The organism is Cryptosporangium aurantiacum, from assembly GCF_900143005.1.
Taxonomy (GTDB): Bacteria; Actinomycetota; Actinomycetes; order Mycobacteriales; family Cryptosporangiaceae; genus Cryptosporangium; species Cryptosporangium aurantiacum.
Map to the genome: position 1 here is coordinate 28,190 of NZ_FRCS01000029.1, position 25,126 is coordinate 53,315.

Below are 25,126 nucleotides of genomic sequence, written 5' to 3' on the forward strand. Positions count from 1 at the left end.
GACCGGCTACGGTCGCTCCGTGGAGGCGCTGCAGCGGGCCGTACGGGGGTATCTCGATCACCTCGCGGTCGAGCGCAACCTGGCCCGGAACACGCTGCTGGCCTACCGCCGCGACCTGGCCCGGTACGTCGAGTTCCTGACCACCCGCGGCATCGACGGGCTCGAACACGTCGGCGAGCGCGACGTCGGCGATTTCCTGGCCGGTCTGCGGGCCGGCGACGAGGACCACCCGCCGCTCGCCGCGTCGTCCGCGGCCAGGGCGGTGGTGGCCGTCCGCGGCCTGCACCGCTTCGCGGTGCGCGACGGGCGCGCCGGGTCCGACCCGGCGCGGGAGGTCCGGCCCCCGACGCCGGCGCGCCGGTTGCCCAAGGCGCTCCCTCTCGCCGAGATCGAACGCCTGTTGGACGCCGCCGGGCCGGCCTCCGACGCGGGGGATGCCGGGGAGGCGACGCCGCTCGCACTGCGGGACCGGGCGCTGCTCGAGCTGCTCTACGGCACCGGCGCGCGGATCTCCGAGGCGGTGGGGCTGGCGGTGGACGATGTGCCCACCGGTGAGCGCGACACGGTCGCGCTGACCGGCAAGGGCGACCGGACGAGGCTGGTGCCGGTCGGCTCGTACGCCCGCCGCGCGCTCGACGCCTACCTGGTGCGCGCCCGGCCCGCGCTGGCCAGAGCCGGGCGGGGAACGCCCGCGCTGTTCCTCAACGCCCGCGGTGGGCGGCTGACCCGGCAGGGGGCGTGGGGAATCCTGGGGGCCGCGGCCGAACGTGCCGGGCTGGCCGGGCGGGTGTCGCCGCACACGCTGCGGCACTCGTTCGCGACCCACCTGCTCGACGGCGGCGCCGACGTGCGCGTCGTCCAGGAGCTGCTCGGGCACGCGTCGGTGGCGACCACCCAGATCTACACGCTGGTCACCGCCGAAAGACTCCGCGAGGCCTACCTGACCTCCCACCCACGGGCCCTCTAGCGCTCTGCACAGACAAACGGCGGCGGGCCGTGCAGAGCCATGCATACCCCCAGCGGGGGAGGGTGGGCCAGCAACCACGCATGGGGGAGCGGGGCGTCACGGGGGGTGGGACCGCGCGGCGGGTGCGGAAGGTCCCGGAGTCGGCCAGGCAGGCGTAATCAGGGTCTTTTGGGGGAGAAGCCGGATGAGACGCGCGCCCTTTCTCGCGAGGCTGAAAGCCGACGCGAGGAGGTCGGGGCGATGGGCGCGGGACGGATCGTGGCGGTGGCGGCGCTGGCAGCGGCGGCTGCGCTGGTGGGCGGATGCGACTGGGTACTGACCGAGAAGGACACACAGCAGTACGAGGTGAGCGGCGACGTGCACACGCTGTCGGTCAGCGGGACGGCCGTCGACCTCGACGTGGTGACCGGCAACGGGCCGGTCGTCGTGGACGAGGTGATCCGATACAACGGCAGTTCACCGGCGACCAGCCATCGCGTGACCGACGGGACGCTCCGGCTGGAGTCGGCCGGCTGCACCGAGGGCGAGGCATGCCGGGTGCGGTACCGGGTCACGGTTCCGGCCGACACGCGGCTCGTGGTGGCGGTCGACGCGGGCACGGTCGAGACGAGTGGGCTCACCGGTGACCTCGACCTCGAGCTGGAAGCCGGTCAGGTCACCGCGCGCCGGGCGGCGAGCAGCCGGGCGGACGTGCGGGTGGATGTCGGCGATGTGGACCTGCGGTACGCGCAGGCACCCGACCGCGTCGCGGTGACGACCGGCACCGGCGCGGTCTCGGTCAAGCTGCCGACCACCGGCGACTACGCGGTGCGCACGCACACCGACGTCGGTGACACCGAGGTCTCGGTGCCGCGCGTTCCGTCCTCGCCCCGGGCGGTCGATGTGCGTGTGGACGTCGGTCAGATCACGGTGGCGTCCGCATAGGAGATTCGGCACGTCGGACGACACGCCGAGCGACTTGCGGGTTTATCGACAATCTTTGCTTTGGCCCCACCAGCTCCCTAGGGTTCACGGCAAGTTCGGCGGACTCTGCCGTCGCACTCGTACATGGGGGGACTCGTCCGCAGCGGACGAGGCGGATTGCGGCGGGAGCTGGTGAGATGTCAACGAACCCGGTGATGAGCGACGACTCGGGCGCTCTGGAGCAGGCCACCCTCGACCTGGCGACCTTGGGCATCGTCAACGAGCCGCGGCGATCCCGCCGGCCGGACGAGGGTCTGCAGGCCAAAAGCGGTCACGGCCCGGCTCGGGTCATCGCGCTCTGCAATCAGAAGGGTGGCGTCGGCAAGACCACCAGCACGATCAACCTGGGCGCGGCGCTGGCCGAGTGCGACCAGCGTGTGCTGCTGGTCGACTTCGACCCGCAGGGTGCGCTCTCGGTCGGGCTCGGTGTCAACGCCTACGACCTCGAGCTGACCGTCTACAACCTGCTCATGCAGTCCGGCGTGCGCACCGAGGACGTGCTGGTCAAGACGAACGTCACCGGGCTCGACTTACTGCCGTCCAACATCGACCTGTCGGCAGCCGAGGTGCAGCTGGTCAGCGAGGTGGCCAGGGAGCAGACGCTCGACCGTGCGCTGCGGCAGGTCCGCGACGACTACGACTACATCCTGATCGACTGCCAGCCGTCGCTGGGTTTGCTGACGGTCAACGCGCTCACCGCGGCGCACGGCGTGATCGTTCCGCTGGAGTGTGAGTTCTTCTCGCTCCGTGGTCTGGCCATGCTGATCGACACGATCGAGAAGGTGAAGGACCGGCTCAACCCGGATCTGGAGCTGGACGGCATCCTGGCGACGATGTACGACTCGCGCACCGTCCACTCGCGCCAGGTACTGTCCCGCGTCGTGGAGGCGTTCGGCGACAAGGTGTACGACACGGTGATCTCGCGTACGGTCCGGTTCCCGGAGACGACGGTCGCGGGTGAGCCGATCACGACGTGGGCCCCAGGGTCCGGCGGTGCCAAGGCGTACCGGGCGCTGGCCCGCGAGGTGCTCGCCAGGTGAGGCGCCGCGTACAACTCCCCGGCGCCTCCGAGCTGTTCCGGATGACGACGTCGTCCGGGGCCAGCACGGTCGAGGTGATCGGCGGGACACCGACGGCGCGCCCAGCGCCCGCACGCCCGCGGCCGCGGGCTGATCCGGGCAGTTCGGGCGCGCAGCCTCCGGCCGAGGTGACGCCGATCCGCGCGTCGCCGCGTACTCCGAGCGGCAGGCAGCGGCACGATGAGAAGATCACCGTGTACCTGTCCTCCGGTGAGCTGCTCGAACTCGAGCGGACCCGGCTGGACCTGCGGGCTCGTCACGGCATCGGCATCGACCGCGGCCGTATCGTCCGGGAGGCGATCGCGATAGCACTGGCGGAGTACGACGCGAACGGAGAGCACTCGGTGCTGGTCCGTCGGCTCGCGAGCGGCCACTGACGTGCTGTTCGCGCTCAGTCGGCCGGTCGCGCTCGCCGGTCTCGCGCTGGCTTTCGTGCTGGCGCTGGTGATCCGGGTGCTCGCCATCCGGGTCGTCCAGCGTCGCCAGGTACCGGCGGGCTGGGGCACGCCCCGGCGGTCCGGCGGCAAGCTGGTCGACGTCCGGCGCGACGTCGACATCTTCGGTGTGGTCGCCGCCGTGGTGGGCGGTACCGGCTGGGGCAAGAAGGTCGAGGACTCCGGCATGCACCCGGCGCCGGTCCGGGTGTTGCTGGCCGGTCCGATCGCGGTGATCGTCGCCGCGCAGCTGGCTTTTCTGGCGTTCGTCCTGGTCGCCGGGCGGGTGCCGCTCGGGCAGCTGGATTCGTCCAGCGTGCTCCGTGGCGACCTGATCGGCGGGACGAGCGCGGAGCTGTTCCTGCTGTCGCTCGCGGTCGGCCTGCTCTGCTTCGGGCTGCTCGACCTGGTGCCGCTGCCCCCGCTGGACGGGTGGGGGCTGCTGCGGCACGCGGTGAAGCGTCCCGGAACCGGGTTCCAGAAGGCGCGGCACTGGCTGGAGGACCAGAACGTCGGCATCGCGATCCTGCTGGCCGGGATGCTGCTGCCGCTGTTCCGGGGTCTGCCGCTGTTCCTGTTCCTCCTCGATATCTTTACGTTGCCGTTCTTGCTGCTCTGGGGCTGACCCGGACCCGTTGAGCAGGGTGTTCGGGCTCCGGCACGGTACGGTCGTGCGGTGAGCGAGAGCGGTCCGGACAGCGCTGTGGGCGCAGCCGTCGCCGAGGATGGTCCGTCGGGCGGCCCGCCCCGCGGCAGCGGGTACGGCGAGAAGTTCCACATCCGGCTGGAGAACTTCGAGGGCCCGTTCGACCTGCTGCTGCAACTGATCAGCAAGCACAAGCTGGACGTCACCGAGGTCGCGCTCAGCCAGGTCACCGACGACTTCATCGCGCATATCCGCGGGATGGGGGACGAGTGGGACCTGGGTCAGGTCAGCGAGTTCCTGCTGATCGCCGCGACACTGCTCGACCTGAAGGCCGCCCGGTTGCTGCCCGCCGCCGAGGTCGAGGACGAGGAGGACCTGGCGCTGCTGGAGGCCCGCGACCTGCTGTTCGCGCGGCTGCTGCAGTACCGGGCGTTCAAGCAGGTGGCCAGCTTCCTGGCCGAGCGGGAGCGGGACGGGGCGACGCGCTGGCCCCGTGCGGTGCAACTCGAGGCACGGTTCGCGGCGGCCATGCCGGAGGTGCTGCTCGGGCTCGGTCCGGAGCAGTTCGCCCGGCTCGCGGTGCAGGCGATGACGCCGAAGCCGGTGCCGACGGTCTCCATCGATCACATCCACGCGCCCCGGGTGTCGGTGCGCGAGCATGCGGCGATCCTGCGGGAGCGGCTGGCCCGGCTGGGGCAGGCGTCGTTCCGGGCGCTCTGCTCGGACTGCGCGAACACGCTGGAGATCGTGGCGCGCTTCCTGGCGCTGCTCGAGCTGTACCGGGAGGGTGTCCTGCTGTTCGACCAGGTCGAGCCGCTGGGCGAGCTCCACGTACGCTGGGTCGGAGGGAGCGAGCGGGTCGCGGTCGAGATCGACGAGTACGGCAGCGACGCGGACGCTGCGGCGGCGGCGCAGGCCTTGCCGGAGCAGACGGGTGTTTTGCCTGCGGGCGCTTCGTCGTCGGGCGTCTCGCCGGCGGAGGCTTCGGCGGCGGACGCTCTGTCGGCGGGTGCGTCGGCGGCGGGTGCGTCGGCGGCGGGCGCGTCGTCGGCCGGTGCTTCTTCGGCCGGTGCTTCGGCGGCGGAGCCGGCGCGGGCCGAGCAGGCGCCGCCTATGGTGCCGGCCAGCCGGTCCGCTCCACCGATTGAGACGAAGGAACGCGGGTGAACGAGGAGACACCGGCCGACGGGAAGCCGTCGGCCGCGGTGGGGTCGGAGGTTCCGGCTGCCGTCGCGGAGGCTGCTGCGGAGGCGGCTTTCGTGGGGTCCGCCGCGGAGGCTGCGGACGCGGAGGCTGCGGTCGCGGGGTTTGCCGCGGAGGCCGCGGCTGCGGACGCGGAGGCTGCGGTCGCGGGGTTTGCCGCGGAGGCCGCGGCTGCGGACGCGGACGCGGAGGCTGCGGCCGTGGGGTTTGCCGCGGAGGCCGCGGCTGCGGAGTCGGCCGTGGCGGCTGCGGCCGCGGAGGCCGCTGCGGATGCGGTCGCGGACGCGGTCGCGGACGCGGACGCGGCTGTGGCGGCTGCGGCGGAGGGCGCGCTGTTCGCGGTTCCGGAGGACGCGCAGCGGGACCGGATCGAGCCCGCGCTGGAGGCGATCCTGCTGGTCGTGGACGAGCCGGTGCCCGAGGGCCTGCTCGCCCAGACGCTGGGATGCCCGGTCGACGCGGTCACCAGGGCGCTGCGCGGGCTGGCGGAGGAGTACACCGCCGCCGGACGCGGATTCGAGCTGCGTCAGCTCGGGGGTGGCTGGCGTCTCTACACCCGGTCGGAATACGCACCGTACGTCGAACGGTTCGTTCTGGAGGGCCAGCAGGCCCGGCTCACTCAGGCGGCGCTCGAGACGCTGGCGGTGATCGCCTACAAGCAGCCGGTCACCCGGTCGGCGGTGGCGGCGATCCGCGGTGTCTCGGTCGACGGGGTGATCCGTACCCTGCTCTCCCGCGGATTGATCGAGGAGTGCGGCACCGACCCGGAGACCGGTGGGCACCAGTTCCGGACGACGGTGCTCTTCCTCGAAAAGCTCGGTTTGAACTCACTGGACGAATTGCCGGCGCTCGCGCCGCTCCTGCCCGGAATGGATGCCCTGGATGATGTCATCGCCGCGTCGTAACCCCAGCCCGCGTGGGGGCGACGGCCCGCCACGCTGGGGCGGTGGCGCGCCGCGTACGGGCGGAGCGCCGGGCTCTGGAGGCGGGGCGCCGCGCTCGGGTGGAGCGCCGCGCGGTGCCGCTGGTGACGGCGGCGGCCGTGGCGCGGGCGACGCCCGCGGCGGCCGTGGGGAGGCCGGGGGCGAGTACCGCCGCGGGTCCGGCGACGGACCCGCTCGTAGCGACCGCCCCGGTCGCAGCGAGCGCTCTGGCGGCAGCGACCGCCCTGTCCGCAGCGAGAGCTCCGGTCGGGGCGAGGGCTTTGCCCGCGGCGAGGGGAGCGGGCGTGACGGTGCGCCGCGCCGGGGTGGCGATGGCGGGCGTGACGGTGCGCCTCGTCGAGGTGGCGATGGCGGGCGTGACGGTGCGCCGCGTCGGGGCGACGGCGGCGGGCGTGATGGTGCGCCTCGCCGGGGCAGTGACAGCGGTAGCCGCGGCGGTGCGCCGCGTACCGGCGGCAGCGGCGGTGCCTCACGCGTCGGCGGCGGTGCTCCGCGAACGGGCGGTAGCGGTGCGCCGGGTACGGGCGGTGCGCCGGGTACGGGCGGCGCCAGCCGCGGCGCCGGACCGCGGCGGGGCGACAGCGGTGCCGCGCGGTACTCGCGTGCCTCGGACGGTCCGCGCTCGGAACCCCTGGGCCGCGATGGTGAACCCGCGCCGCGGCGCGCGTCCCGCACCGTCGGCCGGGGCAAAGCCGCCTCTCCCCAGCGTCCGTATCAAGACGTGTGGGAAGAGGAAGAGGGCGACCCGAACTGGGCCGCGAAGCTCGACGAACCGAAGGAAGGCGACCGCCTTCAGAAGGTCCTCGCCGCCGCGGGCGTCGGGTCGCGCCGCGCGTGCGAGGAGCTGATCGAGGAGGGGCGGGTCAGCGTCGACGGCGAGGTCGTCCGGGTCCAGGGCAAGCGGGTCGACCCGCTGACCGCGGTGATCCACGTCGACGGCCAGCGGGTGATCGTCGACGACCGGATGGTCTACCTGGCGTTCAACAAGCCCAAGGGCGTGCTGTCCGCGATGACCGACGACAAGGGCCGCCCCACCGTGGGTGACTACGTCGCCGACCGGGACACCCGGGTGTTCCACGTCGGTCGCCTGGACGCCGAGTCCGAGGGGCTGCTGCTGCTCACCAACGACGGCGCGCTCTCGCACCGCCTGACCCACCCGTCGTACGGCGTGCTGAAGACCTACCTGGCCGAGGTCCCCGGGCCGATGCAGAGCGACGTCCGCAAGCGGCTGCTGGAGGGCGTCGACCTGGAGGACGGGCTGGTGAAGGTCGACAAGTTCCGGGTCGTCGACAACCTGCCCGGCAAGCTGCTCGTCGAGGTCGTCATCCACGAGGGCCGCAAGCACGTGGTCCGGCGGCTGCTCGAGGAGGTCGGGCACCCGGTGAGTCGCCTGGTCCGGACGTCGATCGGCGCGGTGCAGCTGGCCAGCCTCAAGCCCGGTAAGTTCCGCCACCTCAACCGTGAGGAGATCGGCCGCCTGCACTCCGAGGTGGGCCTGTAGCCGAGGCGGTCGGAGGTCGCCGTTAGGCTCGGGCCGAGGCGGACGGGAAGGAGACGGCCGGTGGCGGTCAGGGCTGTGCGCGGTGCGATCCAGGTCGACGAGAACTCGCGGGACGCGATCCTGGAGGGAACGACCGAGTTGATCAAGGCGGTGCTGCACCGTAACTCGATCACCCCGGACGACCTGATCAGCGTCATCTTCACCGCGACGCCGGACCTGGACGCCGAGTTCCCGGCCTACGCGGCGCGCCTGCTGGGCTTCACCGACGTGCCGCTGCTGTGCACGACCGAGATCGGGGTCCCGGGGTCGATGCCACGGGTGCTGCGGCTGCTGGCACACGTCGAGACCGAGACGCCGCGCTCCGGTCTGCACCACGTCTACCTGCGTGGGGCGGCCGCTCTGCGCAGGGATCTGCCGCAGTGAGCTCGCCCGCGCTCCGGGCGGTCGCCCTCGGGCTCCTGCTTCTCGTCCTGGTGGCGGTGCTGCTGACGAGCGGCGTTCCGGAGCCCTCGCAGCTGCGGGCGTTCGTCGCCGGCGCCGGGGCCTGGACGTCGATCGGGGTGGGCGCCGTTGCGGTGGTCACGTCGGTGCTGATGGTGCCGCGCGGGGTGCCCGCCGTGCTGGCCGGGTTGCTGCTGCCGCCGGTTCTCGCCGTCGCCGCCGCGCTCGGCGGCATCGCGCTCGGTGCGACGGTCGCGTTCTCGCTGGGCCGCTGGCTCGGCCGGCCCTACCTGGCCGGACGGACGGCTCGCGTCGCCCCCGATGCCCGGCTGGCCCGGCTGCAGGCCTGGCTCGACCGGGACGGGACCCGGGCGGTGGTGTACGCCCGGATCCTGCCGGTCTTCCCGTTCGGCCTGCTCAACTACCTGTTCGGTGCGACGTCGGTCCGCTTGCTGCCGTTCGTCGTCGGCACCGTGTGTGGCGTCGCGCCGAGCACCACCGCGTACGTGTTCGTCGGCGCGTCGGCTGACCACCCCGGCTCACCCGCGTTCCTGCTCTCGGTAGGCCTGGTCGCGCTGGTCGGGTCGCTCGGCCTCGCGCACGCCTGGTACACCCGGCGTCGTTCCCGCCGGGGTGCCGCTACCGCGGACCCGGTGCCGACGGCGTGACCGCGAGGCGGAGCGGCTTGGCGACCGCCCGCCAGTCGAGCAGCTTGAAGTTCGTGTTCGCCCGTCCGTCGGCGGCTGGGGTGTTCTCGCCGTCGTGGACGACGAGCAGCCCGGCCGGGAACGTGGCGTTCAGCCGCGTGTGCACGACCGCGGTGCCGTCCGAGTGCTGGACGCCGTCGGTGGCCGCACCGTCGGTCACGTCGTAGCGGCCCAGGTAACCCAGCGTCCGCCGGTCGTAGACGAGGAAGCCGGAGTCGCCCTGGCTGGAGACCAGCAGGTACCGGTCGGCGTAGATCGCCAGCCCCTCGACGTCCGCGGTGATCCGGGTACCGCCGTAGCCGGGATTCGCACCGTACGCGCACTCGTCGGCGGCCGCGTCGTACGTGCCCGGGACGCCGAACTCCTTCACCTTCTCCACGATCCGGGCCGCGCCGAAGCGGTGGTTCCGCAGGTCGATCTTCCAGAGCGCGACGTCCTCCTGAGCGGCGTACAGCACACCCGCGACCGGATCGACAACCACACCTTCGACCTGCGGCCCGACGCCCGGCTCGTCACACGGCGTCCAGGTGGTGCCGTTCGGCAGCCGGAACCGGCCGGGCAGGGTCAGGGTGTCGGCGCGCTGGTAGCTGACGCCCCGTGCGGTGTTCACGAGGCGGAACAGACCGAGCTGGGTGCTGGAGCGGCGACTGACCACCGTCCACGCAGTGCCGCCGTCGACCGTCGTCGTGAGACCGTAGGCGGTCGACTGGTCGTTCACCGCGGCCTGGTCGGCGTTGAACGCGAACGGCACGTCCGGCGCCGTGACGTCCACCAGCGGACGGGCGGCCCGGGTGCCGTCGATCCGGTAGATCCGGAGCTGGTCACGGCCCCGGTCGGAGACGATCGCGAGGTCCGCCGTCGTCCGGCCGAGGCGGACGCCGTACGCGACGTCGACGTTGTTGAAGCGACCCGGGGCGTCGTCGGCCGTCGGAGGCGCGGGCGGGGCGATCCGCTGCAGTTGCCTGCCCGCGAGGTCGTAGACGGCGAGGCCGCCCTCCTTGAGCGTGCCGATCACCAGGCTGCGGGCGGGGTCACTCGGGTCGACCCAGATCGCCGGGTCGTCGGCGTCGGAGTTGCCCCCGGCCTCGTCGTCGAACTCGGCCGGGGTCTCGACCGCAGCGGTCACGGCCGCCCGCGGGGGAGACTCGGCGGCGGCTGCGCCGGTCCCCGCGAGCAGCGCGATCGTGAGGCCGACGGCGCTCAGGAACAGTGGGCGGCGGGACATCAAAGGCACCTCCGGTCTGGTATGGACGAATCCGGACAGACGTTAGGGGCGGCGGATGGTCGCCGTACGAACGTCCGGTGAACGCGTGGCCGGTTCCGGCCATCTTCCGCGGATGGCCGGTTCGCGGGACGCGGTGGAGGCACTGCGGTCCGTAGAAAACAGGGGTCCGATCAACTCGTTTCACAGGAGAAATGCGATGACCACCACGCTTCCGTCGCCCGTCAGGTCCGGGGAGCGCCCGAGCCGCAGGGAACGCTTCGGCGCGGCGATCTACGATCCGTTCCTCGCGCTGGGGGAGCGGCGGGGAATGGCCCAGCGGCGCGACCGGCTGCTGGCCGGGGCGCGTGGCGCGGTCCTCGAGATCGGCGCGGGCACCGGGCTCAACCTCGCGCACTACCCGTCGGACGTGCGGGCGCTGATCGTGTCCGAGCCGGACGCGGGTATGCGGGCCGTGCTCGAACGTCGAGTCGGTGAATCCCGGGTTCCGGCCGTGGTGTCGCCGGCGTCGGCGTCCGCTCTGCCGTTCGAGGACGCCGCGTTCGACACGGTGGTGTCGACATTGGTGCTGTGCACGGTCGAGGACCCGGCGGCGGCTGCCGCGGAGGTGCGCCGGGTGTTGCGTCCGGGCGGCCGGTTCCTGGTGATCGAGCACGTCCGGGCCGTCGACGGCAGTCGTCTGGCTCGGTGGCAGCATCGGCTGGCCGGACCGTGGAAGGCGCTCGCGGCCGGCTGCCGGTGCGACCAGTCCACCGGCCGGGTGCTCACGGACGCCGGCTTCGACGTCGAGACGCTGTGGCGGGACCACTGGAGCGGGATGCCGGCGATCGTCGGTCCGCTCGTCGTCGGGGCGCTTGCCGCGCCGGACGCGTGATGACCGGGTTCGTGCTGGTACTGGCCGGTGGCGGCGAGCGGGTGCTGGCCTGGGAACTCGGCGTGGTCGCCGGGTTGGCCGACGCGGGGTTGACCCTCGGGGCGGCGTCGGTGGTGCTGGGGACGTCGGCGGGGGCGTTCCTGGCGGCACGGCTCGCCGGTGGCGTCGACGCCCGCGAGGAAGCGGAGAGGCTAGCGTGCGCGCCGCTTGCGCCGCGTGAGCCGTCGGCGCCCTCCGCGTCGTCCGCGTCGTCCGCGTCGTCCGCGTCGTCCGTGCCCGGCTGCTCCGGGGTTTCCCGCGCGCCGAGGAAGCCCGGCGGGTCTGGTGTGCTGGGTGGGTCGGGTGTGCCTTCAGTGCCTGGCGGGCCAGGTGTGCCGGGTGCGCGGGACGGGTCGAGCGTGCGCGGCGAGCCTGGTGGGCGTGGCAAGCCGGGCTCTACCGGCTTGGCGGGCAGGCCCGGCGGGCCGGACTCGCCGGACTCGCCGGGTGGGTGGGCCGGGTCGGTCGGAGCCGCGGCCTCGGCCGGATCGGACGGGCCGGTGGAGCCCCACGAGCCCGCGGCCGGGCTGGCGGAACCCGGGGCGCCCTCGGCCGGATCGGACGAGTTGGGGGATTCTGGTGAACCCTCCGCTGGGTCGGGCGGGACGGTGGAGCCGCGCGAGCGCTCGGGCGACAGTCGCGCGGGCGCGTTGTTCCGGGCGCTCGCGGAGGTGTGGCCGGCCGACGGCGATCCGGACGTCGGCCGGCGGTTGATCGGGCGGTTGGCGATCGAGAACTCGCCGGGCGACGCGTACGCCTTCCTCACCGCCACCGCGGCCCGGCTAGGGCGGGCGCGATGGCCGGAGACGCTGCGGATCACCGCGGTCGACGCCACGGCCGGTCGCCGCGTGGTCTGGGGACCCTGGGACGGCGTCGCGCTCGCCAGGGCCGTCGCCGCATCGCAGGCCGTGCCGGTGCTGCGCCCGCCGGTGCCGATCGACGGGAACGCGTACATCGACGGTGCGGTCGGGTCGGCGGCCAACGCGGACCTGCTCGTGACGCTCGGCATCCCCGCCGGGCCGGTCGTCGTCGTGAGCGCGACCGATCCCGCCGCGACCGAGGGCCCCGATTCGCTCTGGGCGGCCGCCGCCGTCCGGGAGGAAGCCGCGTTGACCGCTGCCGGGTTCCATGTCGTCACGGTGTCGCCGGACCCGGCGGCCCGAGCGGCGATGGGGCCGGATCCGATGGCGCCCGGCCGGGTCGCCGACGCCGTACGGGCCGGTCGCCGTGCCGGCAGCGCCGCCGCCGCCTGCCTGCCATCCGCCGCGTGACGCCTTCGACCCGCGTGGAGGCGCTGAACACTTTGTGCCCCTCTGACGGCACAAAATGTTCACCGCTTCGCCACCCACTCCGGGAACCAGAGGATCTGTCGCTCAGATCAAGCCGCGGCGGATCGCGGCGGCGGCAGCCGCGGCGCGGGTCGGCTGATCAAGCTTGCGCCGGATGTTGGCCACGTGTCGATGCACGGTGTGAGCGCTGACCACCAGTGCGGCTGCGATCTCCGCGTCGCTGTGGCCGGCGGCGACCAGCCGCAGCACGTCCCGCTCCCGCTCAGTGAGCCGCCCGTCCCCGCCACCGGACGCCTCCCCGCCGGCCCGGGCGCCGCTGACCACAGCACCATCGGACGGAGCGCTGCCGACCTGGGCGCCGTCGGACGGAACCGCGGGGGTGAGGAACGGCGTCAGCGCGGCGAGCACCGCGGCGGAGTCCTCGAGCCACGGCGGGTGCACCACACCGTCCAGCGGCCGTAGCCGCGCTCCGGGTATCCCGGCGGCCACCTCGCGTCCGAGTGTGAACGGGATCGCCCGGTCGTCGCGCCGGTGCAGGACGAGCGTCGGAGCCTGCACGTGCGGCAACGCGGCGCGGACGTCCACCCCGTACACCGACGCCAGCACGGACGCCGCGGTGTCCGCATCTGCGGAATCTCGCTGGAGGCGCGCGAACGCGTCGCGGACCCGCGCGTCCGCTCCCGGGATCCAGACGTCGGCGAGCAGGCGTGACCCGGCGCCCCAGTGCGCCCGGATCGTCGCGACGATCGACTCCTGCAGCGCGGCCGGTGCGCTCGCGGCACCGTCGGCGAACCCGCCCACGAGCGCCAGCCGCGTCACCCGATCGGGATGGGTCGCGGCGTACCGGATCGCGGCGCAACTGCCGACCGAGATGCCGAGCAGGGCCACCCGGTCGAGGCCTAGGGCGTCGAGCAGCGCACCGAGCACTACGTCATCGGTGCCGACGCCCGGCAGCACTGAATCGGCGAGCGGCGGACGATCGGAGAGGCCGGTGCCGAGGCGGTCGTACCGGACGACCCGGTGTGTTCGGGCGAGCGCGGTCACGAACGCGCGGTACTCCGGGAATTCCCAGTCCCGCTCCAGATGACTGACCCACGGCGCCGGCAGCACGAGCGGCGGGCCGTCACCGGTCTCGGCGTACGCGATCCGGCCGCCGGGCACCGAGCAGAAGCCGATGCGCTGCTCCACGGCCGGTCACCCGGCGCCGGAGGGCAGCGACTCGGCGAGCCGGTCGAGGAACGTGCGCTGCGCGGTGACCAGTTTCTCCCGCGCCGTGTCCAGATCGAACCACGCGACCCGGTCGACCTCCGGGAACTCCCGCATCTGCCCGGACTTCGGCGGCCACTCGAGCGTGAACGTGCCCGGGACGACGTCCTCGGGGGAGAGGTCGCCCTCCACCGCCCAGACGGTCACGGTCTTGCCACCGGACTGCTTCACCTCGCCGAGCGGCACCAGCGGACCGTCCGGAGCGGGCAGCCCGAGTTCCTCGGCGAACTCCCGACGCGCCGCGGCCTCCGGTGTCTCGTCGTCGGCGTACTCGCCCTTCGGCACTGACCAGGCGCCCGCGTCCTTCCTGGCCCAGAACGGGCCGCCCATGTGCCCGAGCAGCACTTCCAACCCGTCGTCGCTCGTCCGGAACATCAGCAGCCCCGCGCTACGCCTCCCCGCCATGCCGACAGTGTGCCGTGCCCCACCGACAACCCGGGAGCCCGGCAAAATAACAAGCCCAAACAGAGGCGGAACGAGCGAAGACCCGCGACCGTGGCCGGTTAGTCGCCCACCTGCTCGCTCACCGACGTCAACGGCACGCCGACGACAAAATCGTGCGCCTCCGCCACCGCCCCGTCGAGATACCCGTCCTGCACGCGAATCGCAGACGGCGCCTCGGCCGCCCCCGGGGCCCCCCAAAGACCCCGCAGACCCCGCGCATCCAGCACCCCGAGCCGCCCCGGCAGCACCGCCTCGATGCTCCCCGCCCGCGGCGCCCCCAGGTCCACAGACGACACCGCCACCCCACCCGGCGCGGACGAATCCGCCCGGCGGCTCGGCGTGTGCCCGCCGAGCGCGGTCATCGCGATGCTCAGATACGCCTCGCCGAGGCGTTGCGCCAGGTGGTGCCCGGCCGGCGAGACCCGCATCCCCGGCAGGCTGACCGGCGTCCGCTGAATGTGCCCGTTCGCCGCACCGATCACGATTTTGGCGTCCGAATGGTGTTGTAGTAACCAGAACACGGTCTCGGCCATCGCCCGGTCGCGGGCGGAAGCCATGAGTGCGCTCCGCGCGGCGTGGCCGCGCAGCATCTGGTCGAACAGGACGCCGAGCCGGACCTCGTGGCGGGTAGCCGCCGGCGGCCCCGGCACTTGCGTATCGCACCAGGCGGCGAGCTCGGCCCAGTGTGCGGTCAGCGCGTCGCGGTCGGCGCGGGGGAGCGCCGTGTAGGCGGCGTAGGTGTGCAGGGCGTGCTCGTCGGCGAACGCCCCGGTCGCGGTGATCAGATCTTCGACGAGTGCCCGCCCGCTCGTCCCGTCCAACGCCACCCGGAGCCGTTCCAGCAGCGGAAGCGGCGTCGCGGCGGACCCGGGCAGGTCGAGGCCGGCGTAGCGGACCCCGGCCTCGCGCATCCAGGCGAGGTGGCCGCGCATCTCCGCGGACTGTCCCATCCGGTAGGTGAGGTTCTGGTCCGCGAGCGTCCGGAGGTCGCCACGCCCGCTACGGATCCACGCGTCCACGGCGACGCCCTCGGAGAACCCGGATTCCAGCGCGAACACCGTGAAGCCGCACCGCTCGACCAGGAACCGGGTGATGCGGTGCCGGAGCAGCGTGTACTCGCGTACGTAGTGCGCGCTCTCGCCGATCGCCACCACTCTGGCCTGCGCGAACAGTGCTGCGAGCGGCTCGAGGTCGTCGAGCGGTTCGTGCGGGTCCACGGTGGTGAACGGGGTGAAGTGATCGGTCACATGAGACGTGACGGGGAGTGACACCGGCTCACCTTAGCGAACGGAGTGATCCTTGACACTCTCGGTCGAGAAGGCGCATCCTGCCGAAGGCGAACGTTCGCCTAACCAACCCTCGGTCTCTGCCGACGGACGGTCCTGGCGGGATGTTAGCGGTCACATGGAGGTGATCCCGTGTACGTCTCGCTCAAGGACGTCGCCGAGCGCGCCGGGGTCAGCTTCCAGACGGCCAGCAAGGTCCTGAACCGACGGTCCGGTGTCGTCTCGGTGGCCACCCGCGAGCGCATCGAGCGGGCGGCGCGCGAACTCGGCTACGTGCCGAACGCGCTGGCGCGCGGCCTGGTCCGGCGGGACTCGCTGACGGTCGGCATCCTCGCCGACGACTTCTCCGACGTCGCGCTGTCCCGGTTCGTGGTGGCCGTCCAGCGCACGGTCGAGCGGCAGGGCCACGCCGCCCTGGTCGCCACCACCGCCCCGGAGAGCGCGGCGCCACTCCGGCGATTGCAGGAGTACCGCGTCAACGGCATCGTCGTCGTCGCACCGAGCATCGAAGAGGACGCCGGGTTCGGCGAGTACCTCCGCGGGCCGCTGCCGGCCGTGACGCTCAACCACATCGCGGGCGGCGGGGTGCCCGCGGTCGGGTCCGATCACCGCCAGACCGGTGCGCTCGCCGCGGAGCATCTCGTCGGTCTCGGGCACCGGGCGATCGGCACGGTGACCGGTCCGACCGGACGGCGGGTCGTGGGCAGCCGCCTCGGCGGCTTCCGCGCGACGCTGGACGCGGCCGGGGTCGGTCTTCCCGAGCACCGCGTGCTGGCCACCGAGTGGGACGCCGGGAGCGCCGCCGCGGCCACCCACCGCCTGCTCGACGCCGACCCGGGCATCACCGCGATCTTCGCCCACAACGACACGATGGCGTTCGGCGTGCTGGCCGCGCTGCGGGTGCGCGGCGTGCCGGTGCCGCAGGCGTGCTCGGTGGTCGGCTGCGACGACGCGCCGCTGGCCGGGTTCGCGGCGCCACCGCTGACCACGGTCCGGGTTCCGTTCGAGGAGACCGGAGCGCGCGCGGCCGAGTTGCTGCTCGCCCGGATCCGCGGCGAGGACATCCCGCCCCGTGACCTGCTGCCCGTCCACCTCGTCGTCCGAGCCTCCACCGCACCGCCCCCGTAACCCCGAGAAACGGAAAGGACAGCGATGACCTCTCCGCCAGCAGCGTTCTCCCGACGATCGTTACTCCGAGGTGCCGTCGGCGCCGGAGCCCTCGCCGCTCTCAGCGGCTGCTCCGTCGCGTCCGGCCTCACCACCGCCGGTGAACCGGCGAGCACACTCCAGTTCTGGGACCTGTTCGGGGGTGGTGACGGCGTCCGCATGCAGTCGATGCTGGACGTCTACCGGAAGCAGAACCCGGACATCACGCTGAAGTCCACCACGTTCAACTGGGGCAACCCGTACTACACGAAGGTGTCGCTGGCGACGGTCGGCAACAAGCCGCCTGACGTCGCGGTCGCCCACCTGACCAGGGCCAAGTCGATGGTCGAGGGCGGCCTGCTGCAGGAACTGACGCCGGACACCCTGGAGCGAGCGGGCATGACCCCGGACAAGTTCAACGACCGCGCGTGGAACGCCGGGCTGGTCGACGGCAAGGCCTACGCGATCCCGTTCGACACCCACCCGTTCGTGATGTTCTACAACACCGACATCTGCGAGAAGGCGGGCCTGCTCGACGCCGACGGCGTTCTCAAACCCCTCAACGGCGAACAAGCCTTTCTGGACGCCATGCAGAAGGCCAAGCAGGTCACCGGCGGGTTCGCGGGTGCGATCGCGATGAACACCGAGATCGTCACGCCGTGGCGCGCGTTCCAGTCGCTCTACTCCCAGCTCGGCGGCACGGTGCTCGCCGACGACGGCACGAAGGTCGTGATCGACGACGCGAAGGCGCTGCGGACGCTGACGTTCCTGCGAGGGCTGACGAAGAGCGGCCTGTTCCCGGAGAACGTCGACTACCAGGGCTCGATCGCCGACTTCTCCGCCGGGAGGACCGCGTTCCTGTTCCAGGGCGAGTGGGAGATCACGACGTTCCAGACCGCGAAGACGCCGTTCTCGATGGCGCTGTTCCCGCACGTCTTCGACGAGGGTCCGTACGCCGTGCAGGCCGACTCGCACACGCTCGTCATCCCGCAGAACACCAAGCTGACGCCGGAGCGGCTGGACCGGGCGCTGGCGTTCATCCGGAGCCTGCTCGACCAGAGCAACACCTGGGCGGAGGGCGGACACATCCCGTCCTGGCTGCCGTACCGGAACAGCGCCGAGTACCGGGCCCTGCAGCCGCAGGCGACGTATGCGTCCGCCGCCGACAGCGCGGCCTACGACCCGGAGGGCTGGTACTCCGGCTCGGGGTCGAACTTCGAGATCGTCACCGGCTCCGCGATCGGCGCGATGATGGCCGGCATTTCCGAGCCGCAGCAGGCACTCGACGAGATGCGCACGAAGCTCGACAACCTCGCCGCCACCGCCTCACCGATCTGAGCCCTGCTCCCGACTCCGGAGGTCGACGATGACCACCCCAACGGTGCGGCAGGGGCGCTCTGCCGCCGCGTTTCTGGCTCCCTTCCTGATTCTTTACGTCTTGTTCATCGTCGGGCCCGCGCTCTACGGCCTGCTGATGAGCTTCTTCGACACCAGCATGGTGAAGGCCGGTCTGTCGACCTTCGCCGGCCTTCAAAACTATGTGGACGCTGTGAGCAGCGCCGATTTCTGGTCGTCGCTGTGGCACACACTGTGGTTCACGATCCTGACCACACCCCCGCTGGTGATTCTGGCGCTGGCGTTGGCGCTGCTCGCGAACCGGGTCGGGCGCGGCCGGTGGTTCTACCGGTTGGCGTTCTTTCTGCCGTACGTCCTGCCGTCCGCGGTGGTCGCGCTGATCTGGATGTGGATCCTCGCGCCCGGCATCGGGTTGCTCGACACGTCGCTCGCGCAGATCGGCATCACGGCGCCGAACTGGCTCGGCAGCGAGAACTGGGCGATGCCCGCGCTGGCGCTCACCACGGTCTGGTGGACGCTCGGCTTCAACTTCGTGTTGTATCTGGCGGGTCTGCAGGAGATTCCGCGTGACCTGTACGAGGCGGCGGCGCTCGACGGTGCGAGCCCCTGGCAGCAGATCCGGCACATCACGATCCCGCTGCTGGGGCGCACCACGACGCTGGTGGCGGTGCTGCAACTCATCGCGTCGATGAAGGTGTTCGACCAGATGTACATCATGACGTCCGGCGGGCCGAACTTCTCCACCCGGTCGCTCCTGCAATACGTCTACGACGAGAGCTTCACCAATTACCGGGTCGGCTACGCGTCCGCGGTCTCGATGTTGTTCTTCGTGATCCTGCTCGCCATTTCGGCGGTCTGGTTCCGCATGGTCCGTTCGCAGCAGAAGGAGGTCTGATCGTGGTTTCCGAGACGCTGGCGCCTCCGCTGCGAGCCCGCGCGGTCGCCGTGCCCACGTTCGACCGCCGGGTCGCGCTGTTCAACCGGATCTGCATCGGGGTGCTGATCGCGTTCGCGCTGCTCTGGCTCGTCCCGATCCTGTGGGCGGTGGACACCGCGCTGAAGCCGAACGCCGAGACCGTGAACACCACGTGGTGGATCGAGAGCCCGACGCTCGCCGCGTTCGGGCGGGTGCTCTCCGACACCGACATGCTGAGCTGGTACGCGTCGACGTTCATCGCGTCGGCGCTGGCCGCGGTGCTGACCGTGGTGACCGCGAGCCTCGCCGCGTTCGCGCTGTCCCGGATGCGGTTCCGGTACCGGACGCTGCTGTTCTGGTTCATCCTGGCCGGGATCATGGTGCCCTCGCAGGTGCTGATGGTGCCGCAGTTCCGCGAGTTCCAGTCGGTGGGCCTGCTGAACACGTTCTGGGCCGTGGCGCTGCCACAGGCGCCGACCGCGATCGCGGTGTTCATCTTCAAGCAGTTCTTCGACGGGCTGCCGCCGGACCTGGAGGAGGCGGCTCGCGTCGACGGCGCCGGGTTCTTCCGGATCTACCGGCAGATCGTGCTGCCGCTGTCCCGGCCCGCGGTCGCCGCGGTGTCGATCTTCTCGTTCGTGATGGCCTGGAACAACCTGCTCTGGCCGTTGCTCGTGCTGACCAACCCGGATCTGATGACGATCCCGGTGGGGTTGGCGACCGTGCAGGGCGCGTTCGGTATCCGGTACGCCGACACGATGGCGACCGCGGTGCTGGGGGCGGTTCCGCTGGTCGCGCTGTTCCTGCTGTTCCAGCGGAACATCGTCGAGGGCATCGCCGGCACCGGGATCAAGGGGTGAACCACGTGTTACCTGCTTCGCTGACCATCGATCCGGCGTTCACCGTCGGCGAGGTCGACCCGCGGCTGTACGGCTCGTTCGTCGAGCACATGGGCCGGTGTGTGTATACGGGTATCTACGAGCCGGGGCACCCTCGTGCCGACGCCGACGGGTTCCGGTCCGATGTGGCTTCGCTGGCCCGGGAGTTGGGCGTTCCGCTGATCCGGTACCCCGGCGGGAACTTCGTGTCCGGGTACAAGTGGGAGGACGGGATCGGGCCGGTCGCCGACCGGCCCACGCGGCTCGACCTGGCCTGGCGCTCCCTCGAGACCAACCGGGTCGGGGTGGACGAGTTCCAGCGCTGGGCCGCCGGGATCGGCGCCGAAACCATGATGGCGGTCAACCTCGGCACCAGGGGCATCGAGGCCGCCCGGGACCTGATCGAGTACTGCAACCTGCCCGGCGGCACGTACTGGTCGGATCTGCGCAGGAAGAACGGCGTCCCGGAGCCGTACGGGATTCGCACGTGGTGCCTCGGGAACGAGATGGACGGGCCCTGGCAGATCGGCCACAAGAGCGCGTACGAGTACGGGCGGCTCGCCGCCGAGACCGCGAAGGCGATGCGGCTGGTCGACCCGTCGATCGAGCTGGTCGCGTGCGGCAGCTCGAACTCCTCGATGCCGACGTTCGGCTCGTGGGAGGCCACCGTGCTGGGCGAGACGTACGACCAGGTCGACTACGTCTCGATGCACGCCTACTACGAGCAGCGCGGCGACGACCGGGACAGCTTCCTGGCGTGCAGCATCGACATGGACCGGTTCATCGACGCGGTGATCGCCACCGCGGACCACGTCCGGGCCGTGAAGCGCCGTGCGAAACGCGTGAACATCTCGTTCGACGAGTGGAACGTCTGGTACCTCAAGCGCTTCGAGGGCGAGGCGAACCTCGCCATTCGCGAGGCCCCGCCGTTGATCGAGGACGTGTACTCGGTCACCGACGCGGTCGTGGTCGGGAACATGCTGATCAGCCTGTTGCGGCACGCCGACCGGGTCCGTATCGGCTGTCAGGCGCAGTTGGTCAACGTGATCGCGCCGATCATGACGTCGCCCGGCGGCGGGGCGTGGAAGCAGACCACGTACCACCCGTTCGCGCTGACGTCACGCTACGGGCGGGGCACCGTGCTGCGGGTGGAGCCGGTCTCGCCGACGTACGAGACGAAGTGGCTGGGGGAGGTGCCGCTGCTGGATGCGGTGGCGGTGCTCTCGGCGTCCGAAGACGTGAATTCTTTTCGACCGACCCCGGCGGGCGGCGCTCAGCCTGCGGAAATACGTGAAGTTGAAAAGAGTTCATTGTCGTTGTTCGCGGTGAACCGGTCGCAGACGACGCCGCTCGCGCTGGACGTCGACCTCCGGGCCTGGCCCGGGTACCGGGTCACGTCGCACGTCGCGCTCGCCGACGACGACCCGGACGCGGTGAACACGGAAGCCGAGCCCGACCGGGTCGTTCCGCGGCCGCTCGAGCCGCCGGCCGTCGACGGCGGGCGGGTCACCGTGGAGCTGCCGCCGCTCTCCTGGAACCTCGTGCGCCTGGCACGCGACTCCTGAGCGAGGGTCACCACTGGACGCTGTGGGACTCCAGGTGGGCCATCATCGTCTGGTTGGCGGCCCACCCGTCCGGGAACTTCACCGGATCGCCGAGGTGCACCGGCGCGCTGGACGGATGCGCGTCGAGCAGGTCGCGGATCCCCGCCCGGGCCACCACGATGCACGCCTGCCGGTGCCGGGAGGCCAGCACGCACAGCCGTCCTGCCTCCAGGTGGAACGCGGTCGCGTCCCGGCGGCCGGACAGCGGGTGCAGGAACACCGTGACGTCGTACTCGCGGCCCTGCAGCCGGTTGGCGGTGTCGACCACGATGCGCGGGTGGTCGTCGAGGGCCCTGCGGATCGCGGCGACCTGGTCGCGGTGGGCCGCACCGACCGCGATCCGGTCCGGGCCGATCGGCGTGACGGTGGTGCCGTCGCGGGCGGTGGCGCCGCGTTCGATCAGCCGCCTGGCCACCGCCGCGACCGCGTCCACGGCCTCCCCGTCGGTGCGGATCGTGTGCCGCCGCGGGAGCTCCAGCAGGCCCCATCCGCTCTCGGCCGCCTTGGCCAGCACGGCGTCCTCGGCGTTGCGGCCGAAGCGGGCGACCGTGAACCCGAGCTCTCGCTCGCCCGGGCCGGTGCCGGTGCGGAACCCCGTGAACGGGTAGAACGCCGACGCGACGACGTCCTGAGCCGTGTGCGGCAGCCGCCACGACACCGGGAGCCGGTGCACCGGGACGTCGGGGTTGTTCCGCAGCAGCACCGAGACGGCGCTCTGCATCGGATCCCAGGTCAGACCGCGCCAGCGGTCGTTCTCCACGGTCGAGAACGGGTCGAGCTGACCCGGGTCGCCGACGAACAGCGCGCGTTCGAACCGGGCGGCCAGCGTGAGCAGCGCGTCCGAGCGCATCTGGTACGCCTCGTCGACGATCGCCCACGGCCAGACGCGGTCCTTCACGTGCGCCCACTTCGCCGCGGTCGCGATCGTCACCAGCGGGTCGTTGAGGTCGCCGAGGCTGCTGGAGACCACGAGGTTGGGCAGGTCGGCGATCCGGGGCGGCGCCACGAACCCGCCGCGGGACAGGCGGCCGATCCGCGCGTCCGGCCGGGCGGAGCCCAGCGCGTCGGAGAGCCGGACGATCAGGTCGTCGACCTGCTCGTTGGTCTGCGCGACGATCATCAGCGGCTCGCCGGCCCGCGCCAGCTCGACGGCGGCACGCACCACGAGCGTCGACTTGCCCGCGCCGGGCGGCGAGTCGACGACGATCCCGCGAGACGTGCCGGACCGCAGGTCGGCGAGGATCGCGTCGGTCGTCCGGGCGGCTTCGGCGGCGGGGTCGGACGTCAGAACGGTCACTCCCAGGCCTCCACGGCGTCCTCGTCGGTGGGCACGTACGGCTCGGGCGGCCCGCCGTGCGTCCACGGGGTGTCCTCCGGGGACGGCAGCGCCGGTCCGCGGTTCCCGGACGACAGGACGCTGGTGTACGTCAGCTCGTCGCCGACCCGGGGCAGGACGTCGAGCACGCTGCCGCCCTTGGCCGGCCGGATGCCCTTGTCGAGTTCGAGCGTCACGAGCCCGTCGGTGATCTCGAGGATGCGGCCGAACTGCTTCGGGCGGACCGGCGAACCGACCGCCGTGCCCGGCGCCAGCTGAACCGGGTCCTCGGTGCGAACCACCACCCGCGGCCGCTTCACCAGGTTGCCGTTCTCGTTCTCGACGCGACGCTCCGGGTCCAGCTCGACCACCGTGCCGCGGAACGCCTCGCCGGTCACCCGGAAGTCGGCCATCACCAGCGGATCGTCGAACGAGCGCGACACCGTGTACTCGTGCTGCGCCCATTCCAGCGCGAGCAGACGGCGCGCCGCGGCGACCGCGCCGTCGCGGCGGGCCTGCGGCGGCCCGTCCTCGGCCAGCCACTGGTGGAACCCGGCGAACCGCCGCCGGTCGACCGCCCACCGCCCGGCGACCGACGCGCCCGGTGTGAGCCCGCGCAGCAGCTCGATCGCCCGCCAGATCAGGTCCCAGGTCGGGCGGGTCTGGCTGCGCAGCGCGTTTTCCAGGTTCGTCCGCGCCCGCTCCTGGACCGCCGAGCCGTCCGGGGCCGCGCCGTAAGCGGCGATCGCCGGCGCCAGGATCTCGTTGTCGAACGACGGGTCGGTCGACGGGCCCGCGGGCGGCGACAGCAGGGGGTCCTCGGCGTCGCGCGCGGCCTCCCGGGGCGACCGTCCCGGCGGCGGGTCGATCCAGCCGAGCAGCGCCGCGAGGTTCGCGTCCTCCAGCGCGCTCTGCCCGGTGGCCCAGTGTGCCGCGAGGACCTCGGTGGCAGCCAGCAGCGTGCTCGCGCCGGGGTACTCCGACCGCTCGGCGAACCACGTCAGCCAGCGGCCGAGCACCGGCACCCCGGGGGCGACCGGGTACTGCCCGGTGGTGCGGCGGAAACGCGTCGAGCGTCCGAACAGCCGGAGGAACCCGAGGCCGGCGGCGTTCGGGACCCAGATCTGGGGCGCGTCCTCCGCGGTCGGCTCTTCACCCTCGGCGACCGGGAACTCGTCCAGGTACGCGAGCACGACGTCGGCCAGCTCCGCCGCGAACCCGAACCGCAGCCCGCGGTCGCGCGGCTGCGGCACGATCAGCAACCGGGGCGCGGACGGGTCGGTGCCGACCATCGCCGCCAGCGGCGCGTTGGCCTCACCGGCCAGCGCCAGCGGGACGAACACCAGCGGACGCGCGGCGACGTGCACGTGCGCGACCGTGGTGATCGGCTGCGCGGCGCCGTCGACGACCGCGATCGCCCGCCCGTAGGCACTGACCGCGCTCATGCCGCTCCGCTGCCCGTCGCGCGGGTCTCGGTCCAGACGCGTGCGGTGGTGCGCAGCGCTGCGGCCACCTCCGCCTGGTGGTCGGCGCCCGTCCAGGACCCGTCGGCCAGCGCCAGCGCCTCCGCGACCGTGTCGACGCCGCCGAGCTGCTCACGTACCGCGGTGCCGAGCGCGTCGGTGTACCCGGCGGCCTCCTCGCGGCAGTAGAACCCCAGCTCGCAGTGGCCCAGGCAGTCCGGCGCGTACCGGGCGTGCATCTCGTCGAGCGTGGCGGTGAGCTCCTTGACCGGCCGGGTCGGGCGGCCGTCGGCGTCCGGGTCGAGGCCGAGGCTCAGGCCGGACGGCAGCTCGTTCAGCAGCGAATCGACGTTCTCCAGCCGGGTGAGCTGGTGGTTCAGGACGATCAGCTGCTTGCGGACGTCGACCTTGGTAGCCACCGGCCGGTTGGAGAAGTCCTTCGGACAGACCAGCACGACCTCGTCCGCGACGGCCTCCGGCCGTCCGAGCAGGTGCCGGAGCGCGTGAACGTAGACCGCCGACTGGATCGCGGCTGCCGCGACCTTCCCCGGGTCGGCCTGCCCGTCGATCACCGCGAACGACTTGATCTCGACGATGTGAAAGACGCCGTCGTGCTGGAACGCGACCAGGTCGGGCTCCAGGTAGACGCTCTGCCCGGCGACGATCAGGCGCAGCAGCGGATGGTCGAAGAGCGTGCCGCCACCCTGCCCGGCAGCGTGGGCGAGCTGCTGCTCGGAGTAGACGTTCCGGACGTCCTCGGAGGTGTTGTCGCCGACGCTCTCCAGGTCGGTGTAGGCGACCTCGGTCAGGTCGAGGTCGAGCGTGTCCCGGAGCAGCGTCAGCAGCTCCGCGCAGCCGTCGGCCTTCACCTGCGCCTCGAACGAGTTCCCGCGGGTGATCGCGAACGACGACTGACCGAACGGCGCGGGGAAGCCGAGGTGCCGGGCCAGCGCGTCCTTGTCGATCCCCGCGGTGTCCAGCACCGCGCGCCGGACGCAGCCGGGGTTGGTGGTCAGCGCCGCGATCGTCCGGGCGTTGTGACGCTTCGGCGGGGTGCCACCGCGCAGCACGGCGAGGCGGGGATCGGGCGGGGGAAGGGGAGGCTTCGGCACGGGATTCCTTCGCGGGGAAGCGCGGGGGAAC

At 72.3% G+C, this 25,126-nt stretch carries 24 protein-coding genes; 17 read left to right on the plus strand and 7 right to left on the minus strand.

What is annotated here, in order from left to right:
* The first annotated feature begins 19 nt into the window (after positions 1-19).
* The 10 genes from BUB75_RS42030 (at position 20) to BUB75_RS42075 (ending at position 8,846) form a co-directional block, all read left to right on the plus strand.
* A complete protein-coding gene (locus tag BUB75_RS42030; protein WP_073266128.1) occupies positions 20-967 on the plus strand; it encodes a site-specific tyrosine recombinase XerD in 948 nt (315 codons plus the stop codon).
* A gap of 240 nt (positions 968-1,207) precedes the next feature.
* Positions 1,208-1,891: a DUF4097 family beta strand repeat-containing protein gene (locus BUB75_RS42035; RefSeq protein ID WP_073266130.1), complete on the plus strand. Its 684-nt coding sequence runs from the start codon at positions 1,208-1,210 to the stop codon at positions 1,889-1,891.
* A 176-nt stretch (positions 1,892-2,067) separates the two neighbouring features.
* Positions 2,068-2,970, plus strand: coding sequence for a ParA family protein (locus tag BUB75_RS42040; protein ID WP_084742457.1), 903 nt, complete (start codon positions 2,068-2,070; stop codon positions 2,968-2,970).
* Positions 2,967-3,386: a hypothetical protein gene (locus BUB75_RS42045; RefSeq protein ID WP_073266132.1), complete on the plus strand. Its 420-nt coding sequence runs from the start codon at positions 2,967-2,969 to the stop codon at positions 3,384-3,386. The genes BUB75_RS42040 and BUB75_RS42045 overlap by 4 nt, the downstream gene beginning before the upstream one ends.
* A gap of 1 nt (position 3,387) precedes the next feature.
* On the plus strand, positions 3,388-4,068 hold the full coding sequence (locus BUB75_RS42050; protein ID WP_073266134.1) for a hypothetical protein: 681 nt from the start codon (positions 3,388-3,390) through the stop codon (positions 4,066-4,068).
* A 51-nt stretch (positions 4,069-4,119) separates the two neighbouring features.
* Positions 4,120-5,256, plus strand: a complete 1,137-nt coding sequence (locus tag BUB75_RS42055; RefSeq protein WP_084742458.1) for a segregation and condensation protein A — start codon at positions 4,120-4,122, stop codon at positions 5,254-5,256.
* On the plus strand, positions 5,253-6,197 hold the full coding sequence (gene scpB, locus BUB75_RS42060) for an SMC-Scp complex subunit ScpB (RefSeq protein ID WP_073266138.1): 945 nt from the start codon (positions 5,253-5,255) through the stop codon (positions 6,195-6,197). The genes BUB75_RS42055 and scpB overlap by 4 nt, the downstream gene beginning before the upstream one ends.
* Before the next feature lie 760 nt (positions 6,198-6,957).
* Positions 6,958-7,737, plus strand: coding sequence for a pseudouridine synthase (locus tag BUB75_RS48020; protein WP_245806388.1), 780 nt, complete (start codon positions 6,958-6,960; stop codon positions 7,735-7,737).
* Positions 7,738-7,797: 60 nt separating this feature from the next.
* Positions 7,798-8,160 carry a chorismate mutase gene (gene aroH, locus BUB75_RS42070; protein WP_073266142.1) on the plus strand — a complete coding sequence of 121 codons (363 nt, stop codon included), beginning with the start codon at positions 7,798-7,800 and terminating at the stop codon, positions 8,158-8,160.
* Positions 8,157-8,846, plus strand: coding sequence for a TVP38/TMEM64 family protein (locus BUB75_RS42075; protein WP_073266144.1), 690 nt, complete (start codon positions 8,157-8,159; stop codon positions 8,844-8,846). Before aroH ends, BUB75_RS42075 begins: the two co-directional genes overlap by 4 nt.
* Here the strand turns inward: BUB75_RS42075 and BUB75_RS42080 are convergent.
* Positions 8,818-10,110 carry a phytase gene (locus tag BUB75_RS42080; RefSeq protein WP_084742459.1) on the minus strand — a complete coding sequence of 431 codons (1,293 nt, stop codon included), beginning with the start codon at positions 10,108-10,110 and terminating at the stop codon, positions 8,818-8,820. The genes BUB75_RS42075 and BUB75_RS42080 overlap by 29 nt on opposite strands.
* 196 nt (positions 10,111-10,306) lie before the next feature.
* Here BUB75_RS42080 and BUB75_RS42085 point away from each other — a divergent pair, with 196 nt between their 5' ends.
* Together BUB75_RS42085 and BUB75_RS42090 are read left to right on the plus strand one after the other, a co-directional pair.
* Complete coding sequence (locus tag BUB75_RS42085) at positions 10,307-10,981, plus strand: class I SAM-dependent methyltransferase (RefSeq protein ID WP_073266146.1); 675 nt, start codon at positions 10,307-10,309, stop codon at positions 10,979-10,981.
* Positions 10,981-12,291: a patatin-like phospholipase family protein gene (locus BUB75_RS42090; RefSeq protein ID WP_073266148.1), complete on the plus strand. Its 1,311-nt coding sequence runs from the start codon at positions 10,981-10,983 to the stop codon at positions 12,289-12,291. Before BUB75_RS42085 ends, BUB75_RS42090 begins: the two co-directional genes overlap by 1 nt.
* A 102-nt stretch (positions 12,292-12,393) precedes the next feature.
* On the opposite strand, the gene BUB75_RS42095 is transcribed toward BUB75_RS42090, so the two are convergent.
* The 3 genes from BUB75_RS42095 to BUB75_RS42105 all read right to left on the minus strand — a co-directional run bounded on the left by BUB75_RS42095 (position 12,394) and on the right by BUB75_RS42105 (position 15,290).
* Positions 12,394-13,497 carry an alpha/beta fold hydrolase gene (locus tag BUB75_RS42095; RefSeq protein ID WP_073266150.1) on the minus strand — a complete coding sequence of 368 codons (1,104 nt, stop codon included), beginning with the start codon at positions 13,495-13,497 and terminating at the stop codon, positions 12,394-12,396.
* Between the two features lie 6 nt (positions 13,498-13,503).
* Positions 13,504-13,980 carry an NUDIX hydrolase gene (locus BUB75_RS42100; protein WP_073266152.1) on the minus strand — a complete coding sequence of 159 codons (477 nt, stop codon included), beginning with the start codon at positions 13,978-13,980 and terminating at the stop codon, positions 13,504-13,506.
* Positions 13,981-14,078: 98 nt separating this feature from the next.
* Entirely contained in the window at positions 14,079-15,290 is a 1,212-nt protein-coding gene (locus BUB75_RS42105) for an erythromycin esterase family protein (protein ID WP_084742460.1), read from the minus strand.
* Between the two features lie 147 nt (positions 15,291-15,437).
* On the opposite strand from BUB75_RS42105, the gene BUB75_RS42110 reads away from it, so the two are divergent.
* Genes BUB75_RS42110 through arfA form a run of 5 tightly spaced genes read left to right on the plus strand, consistent with a single transcriptional unit; the run spans position 15,438 to position 21,166 of the window.
* A complete protein-coding gene (locus BUB75_RS42110) occupies positions 15,438-16,433 on the plus strand; it encodes a LacI family DNA-binding transcriptional regulator (RefSeq protein ID WP_073266156.1) in 996 nt (331 codons plus the stop codon).
* A gap of 24 nt (positions 16,434-16,457) precedes the next feature.
* Complete coding sequence (locus BUB75_RS42115; protein ID WP_073266158.1) at positions 16,458-17,789, plus strand: extracellular solute-binding protein; 1,332 nt, start codon at positions 16,458-16,460, stop codon at positions 17,787-17,789.
* 28 nt (positions 17,790-17,817) lie between these two features.
* Positions 17,818-18,702, plus strand: a complete 885-nt coding sequence (locus BUB75_RS42120; protein ID WP_073266160.1) for a carbohydrate ABC transporter permease — start codon at positions 17,818-17,820, stop codon at positions 18,700-18,702.
* Positions 18,703-18,704: 2 nt separating this feature from the next.
* Positions 18,705-19,583, plus strand: a complete 879-nt coding sequence (locus BUB75_RS42125; RefSeq protein WP_073266162.1) for a carbohydrate ABC transporter permease — start codon at positions 18,705-18,707, stop codon at positions 19,581-19,583.
* 5 nt (positions 19,584-19,588) lie between these two features.
* Complete coding sequence (arfA, locus tag BUB75_RS48360) at positions 19,589-21,166, plus strand: arabinosylfuranosidase ArfA (RefSeq protein WP_073266194.1); 1,578 nt, start codon at positions 19,589-19,591, stop codon at positions 21,164-21,166.
* 7 nt (positions 21,167-21,173) lie between these two features.
* On the opposite strand, the gene BUB75_RS42135 is transcribed toward arfA, so the two are convergent.
* From BUB75_RS42135 to BUB75_RS42145, 3 genes are read right to left on the minus strand one after another with little or no spacing between them, the layout of a single operon-like run.
* Entirely contained in the window at positions 21,174-22,508 is a 1,335-nt protein-coding gene (locus tag BUB75_RS42135) for an AAA domain-containing protein (RefSeq protein ID WP_073266196.1), read from the minus strand.
* Positions 22,499-23,965 (minus strand): hypothetical protein, encoded by a 1,467-nt coding sequence (locus BUB75_RS47470; protein ID WP_073266164.1) that lies wholly within the window; start codon positions 23,963-23,965, stop codon positions 22,499-22,501. The genes BUB75_RS42135 and BUB75_RS47470 overlap by 10 nt, the downstream gene beginning before the upstream one ends.
* Entirely contained in the window at positions 23,962-25,095 is a 1,134-nt protein-coding gene (locus BUB75_RS42145) for a hypothetical protein (protein ID WP_073266167.1), read from the minus strand. The genes BUB75_RS47470 and BUB75_RS42145 overlap by 4 nt, the downstream gene beginning before the upstream one ends.
* Between the last annotated feature and the right edge of the window lie 31 nt (positions 25,096-25,126).

Bases quoted from the DNA above. Each gene is read 5' to 3' on its own strand.
- BUB75_RS42035 (WP_073266130.1), top strand. From the start codon at position 1,208: ATGGGCGCGGGACGGATCGTGGCGGTGGCGGCGCTGGCAGCGGCGGCT.
- BUB75_RS42040 (WP_084742457.1), top strand. From the start codon at position 2,068: ATGTCAACGAACCCGGTGATGAGCGACGACTCGGGCGCTCTGGAGCAG.
- BUB75_RS42080 (WP_084742459.1), bottom strand. From the start codon at position 10,110: ATGTCCCGCCGCCCACTGTTCCTGAGCGCCGTCGGCCTCACGATCGCG.
- BUB75_RS42085 (WP_073266146.1), top strand. From the start codon at position 10,307: ATGACCACCACGCTTCCGTCGCCCGTCAGGTCCGGGGAGCGCCCGAGC.
- BUB75_RS42090 (WP_073266148.1), top strand. From the start codon at position 10,981: ATGACCGGGTTCGTGCTGGTACTGGCCGGTGGCGGCGAGCGGGTGCTG.
- BUB75_RS42100 (WP_073266152.1), bottom strand. From the start codon at position 13,980: ATGGCGGGGAGGCGTAGCGCGGGGCTGCTGATGTTCCGGACGAGCGAC.
- BUB75_RS42115 (WP_073266158.1), top strand. From the start codon at position 16,458: ATGACCTCTCCGCCAGCAGCGTTCTCCCGACGATCGTTACTCCGAGGT.
- BUB75_RS42120 (WP_073266160.1), top strand. From the start codon at position 17,818: ATGACCACCCCAACGGTGCGGCAGGGGCGCTCTGCCGCCGCGTTTCTG.
- BUB75_RS47470 (WP_073266164.1), bottom strand. From the start codon at position 23,965: ATGAGCGCGGTCAGTGCCTACGGGCGGGCGATCGCGGTCGTCGACGGC.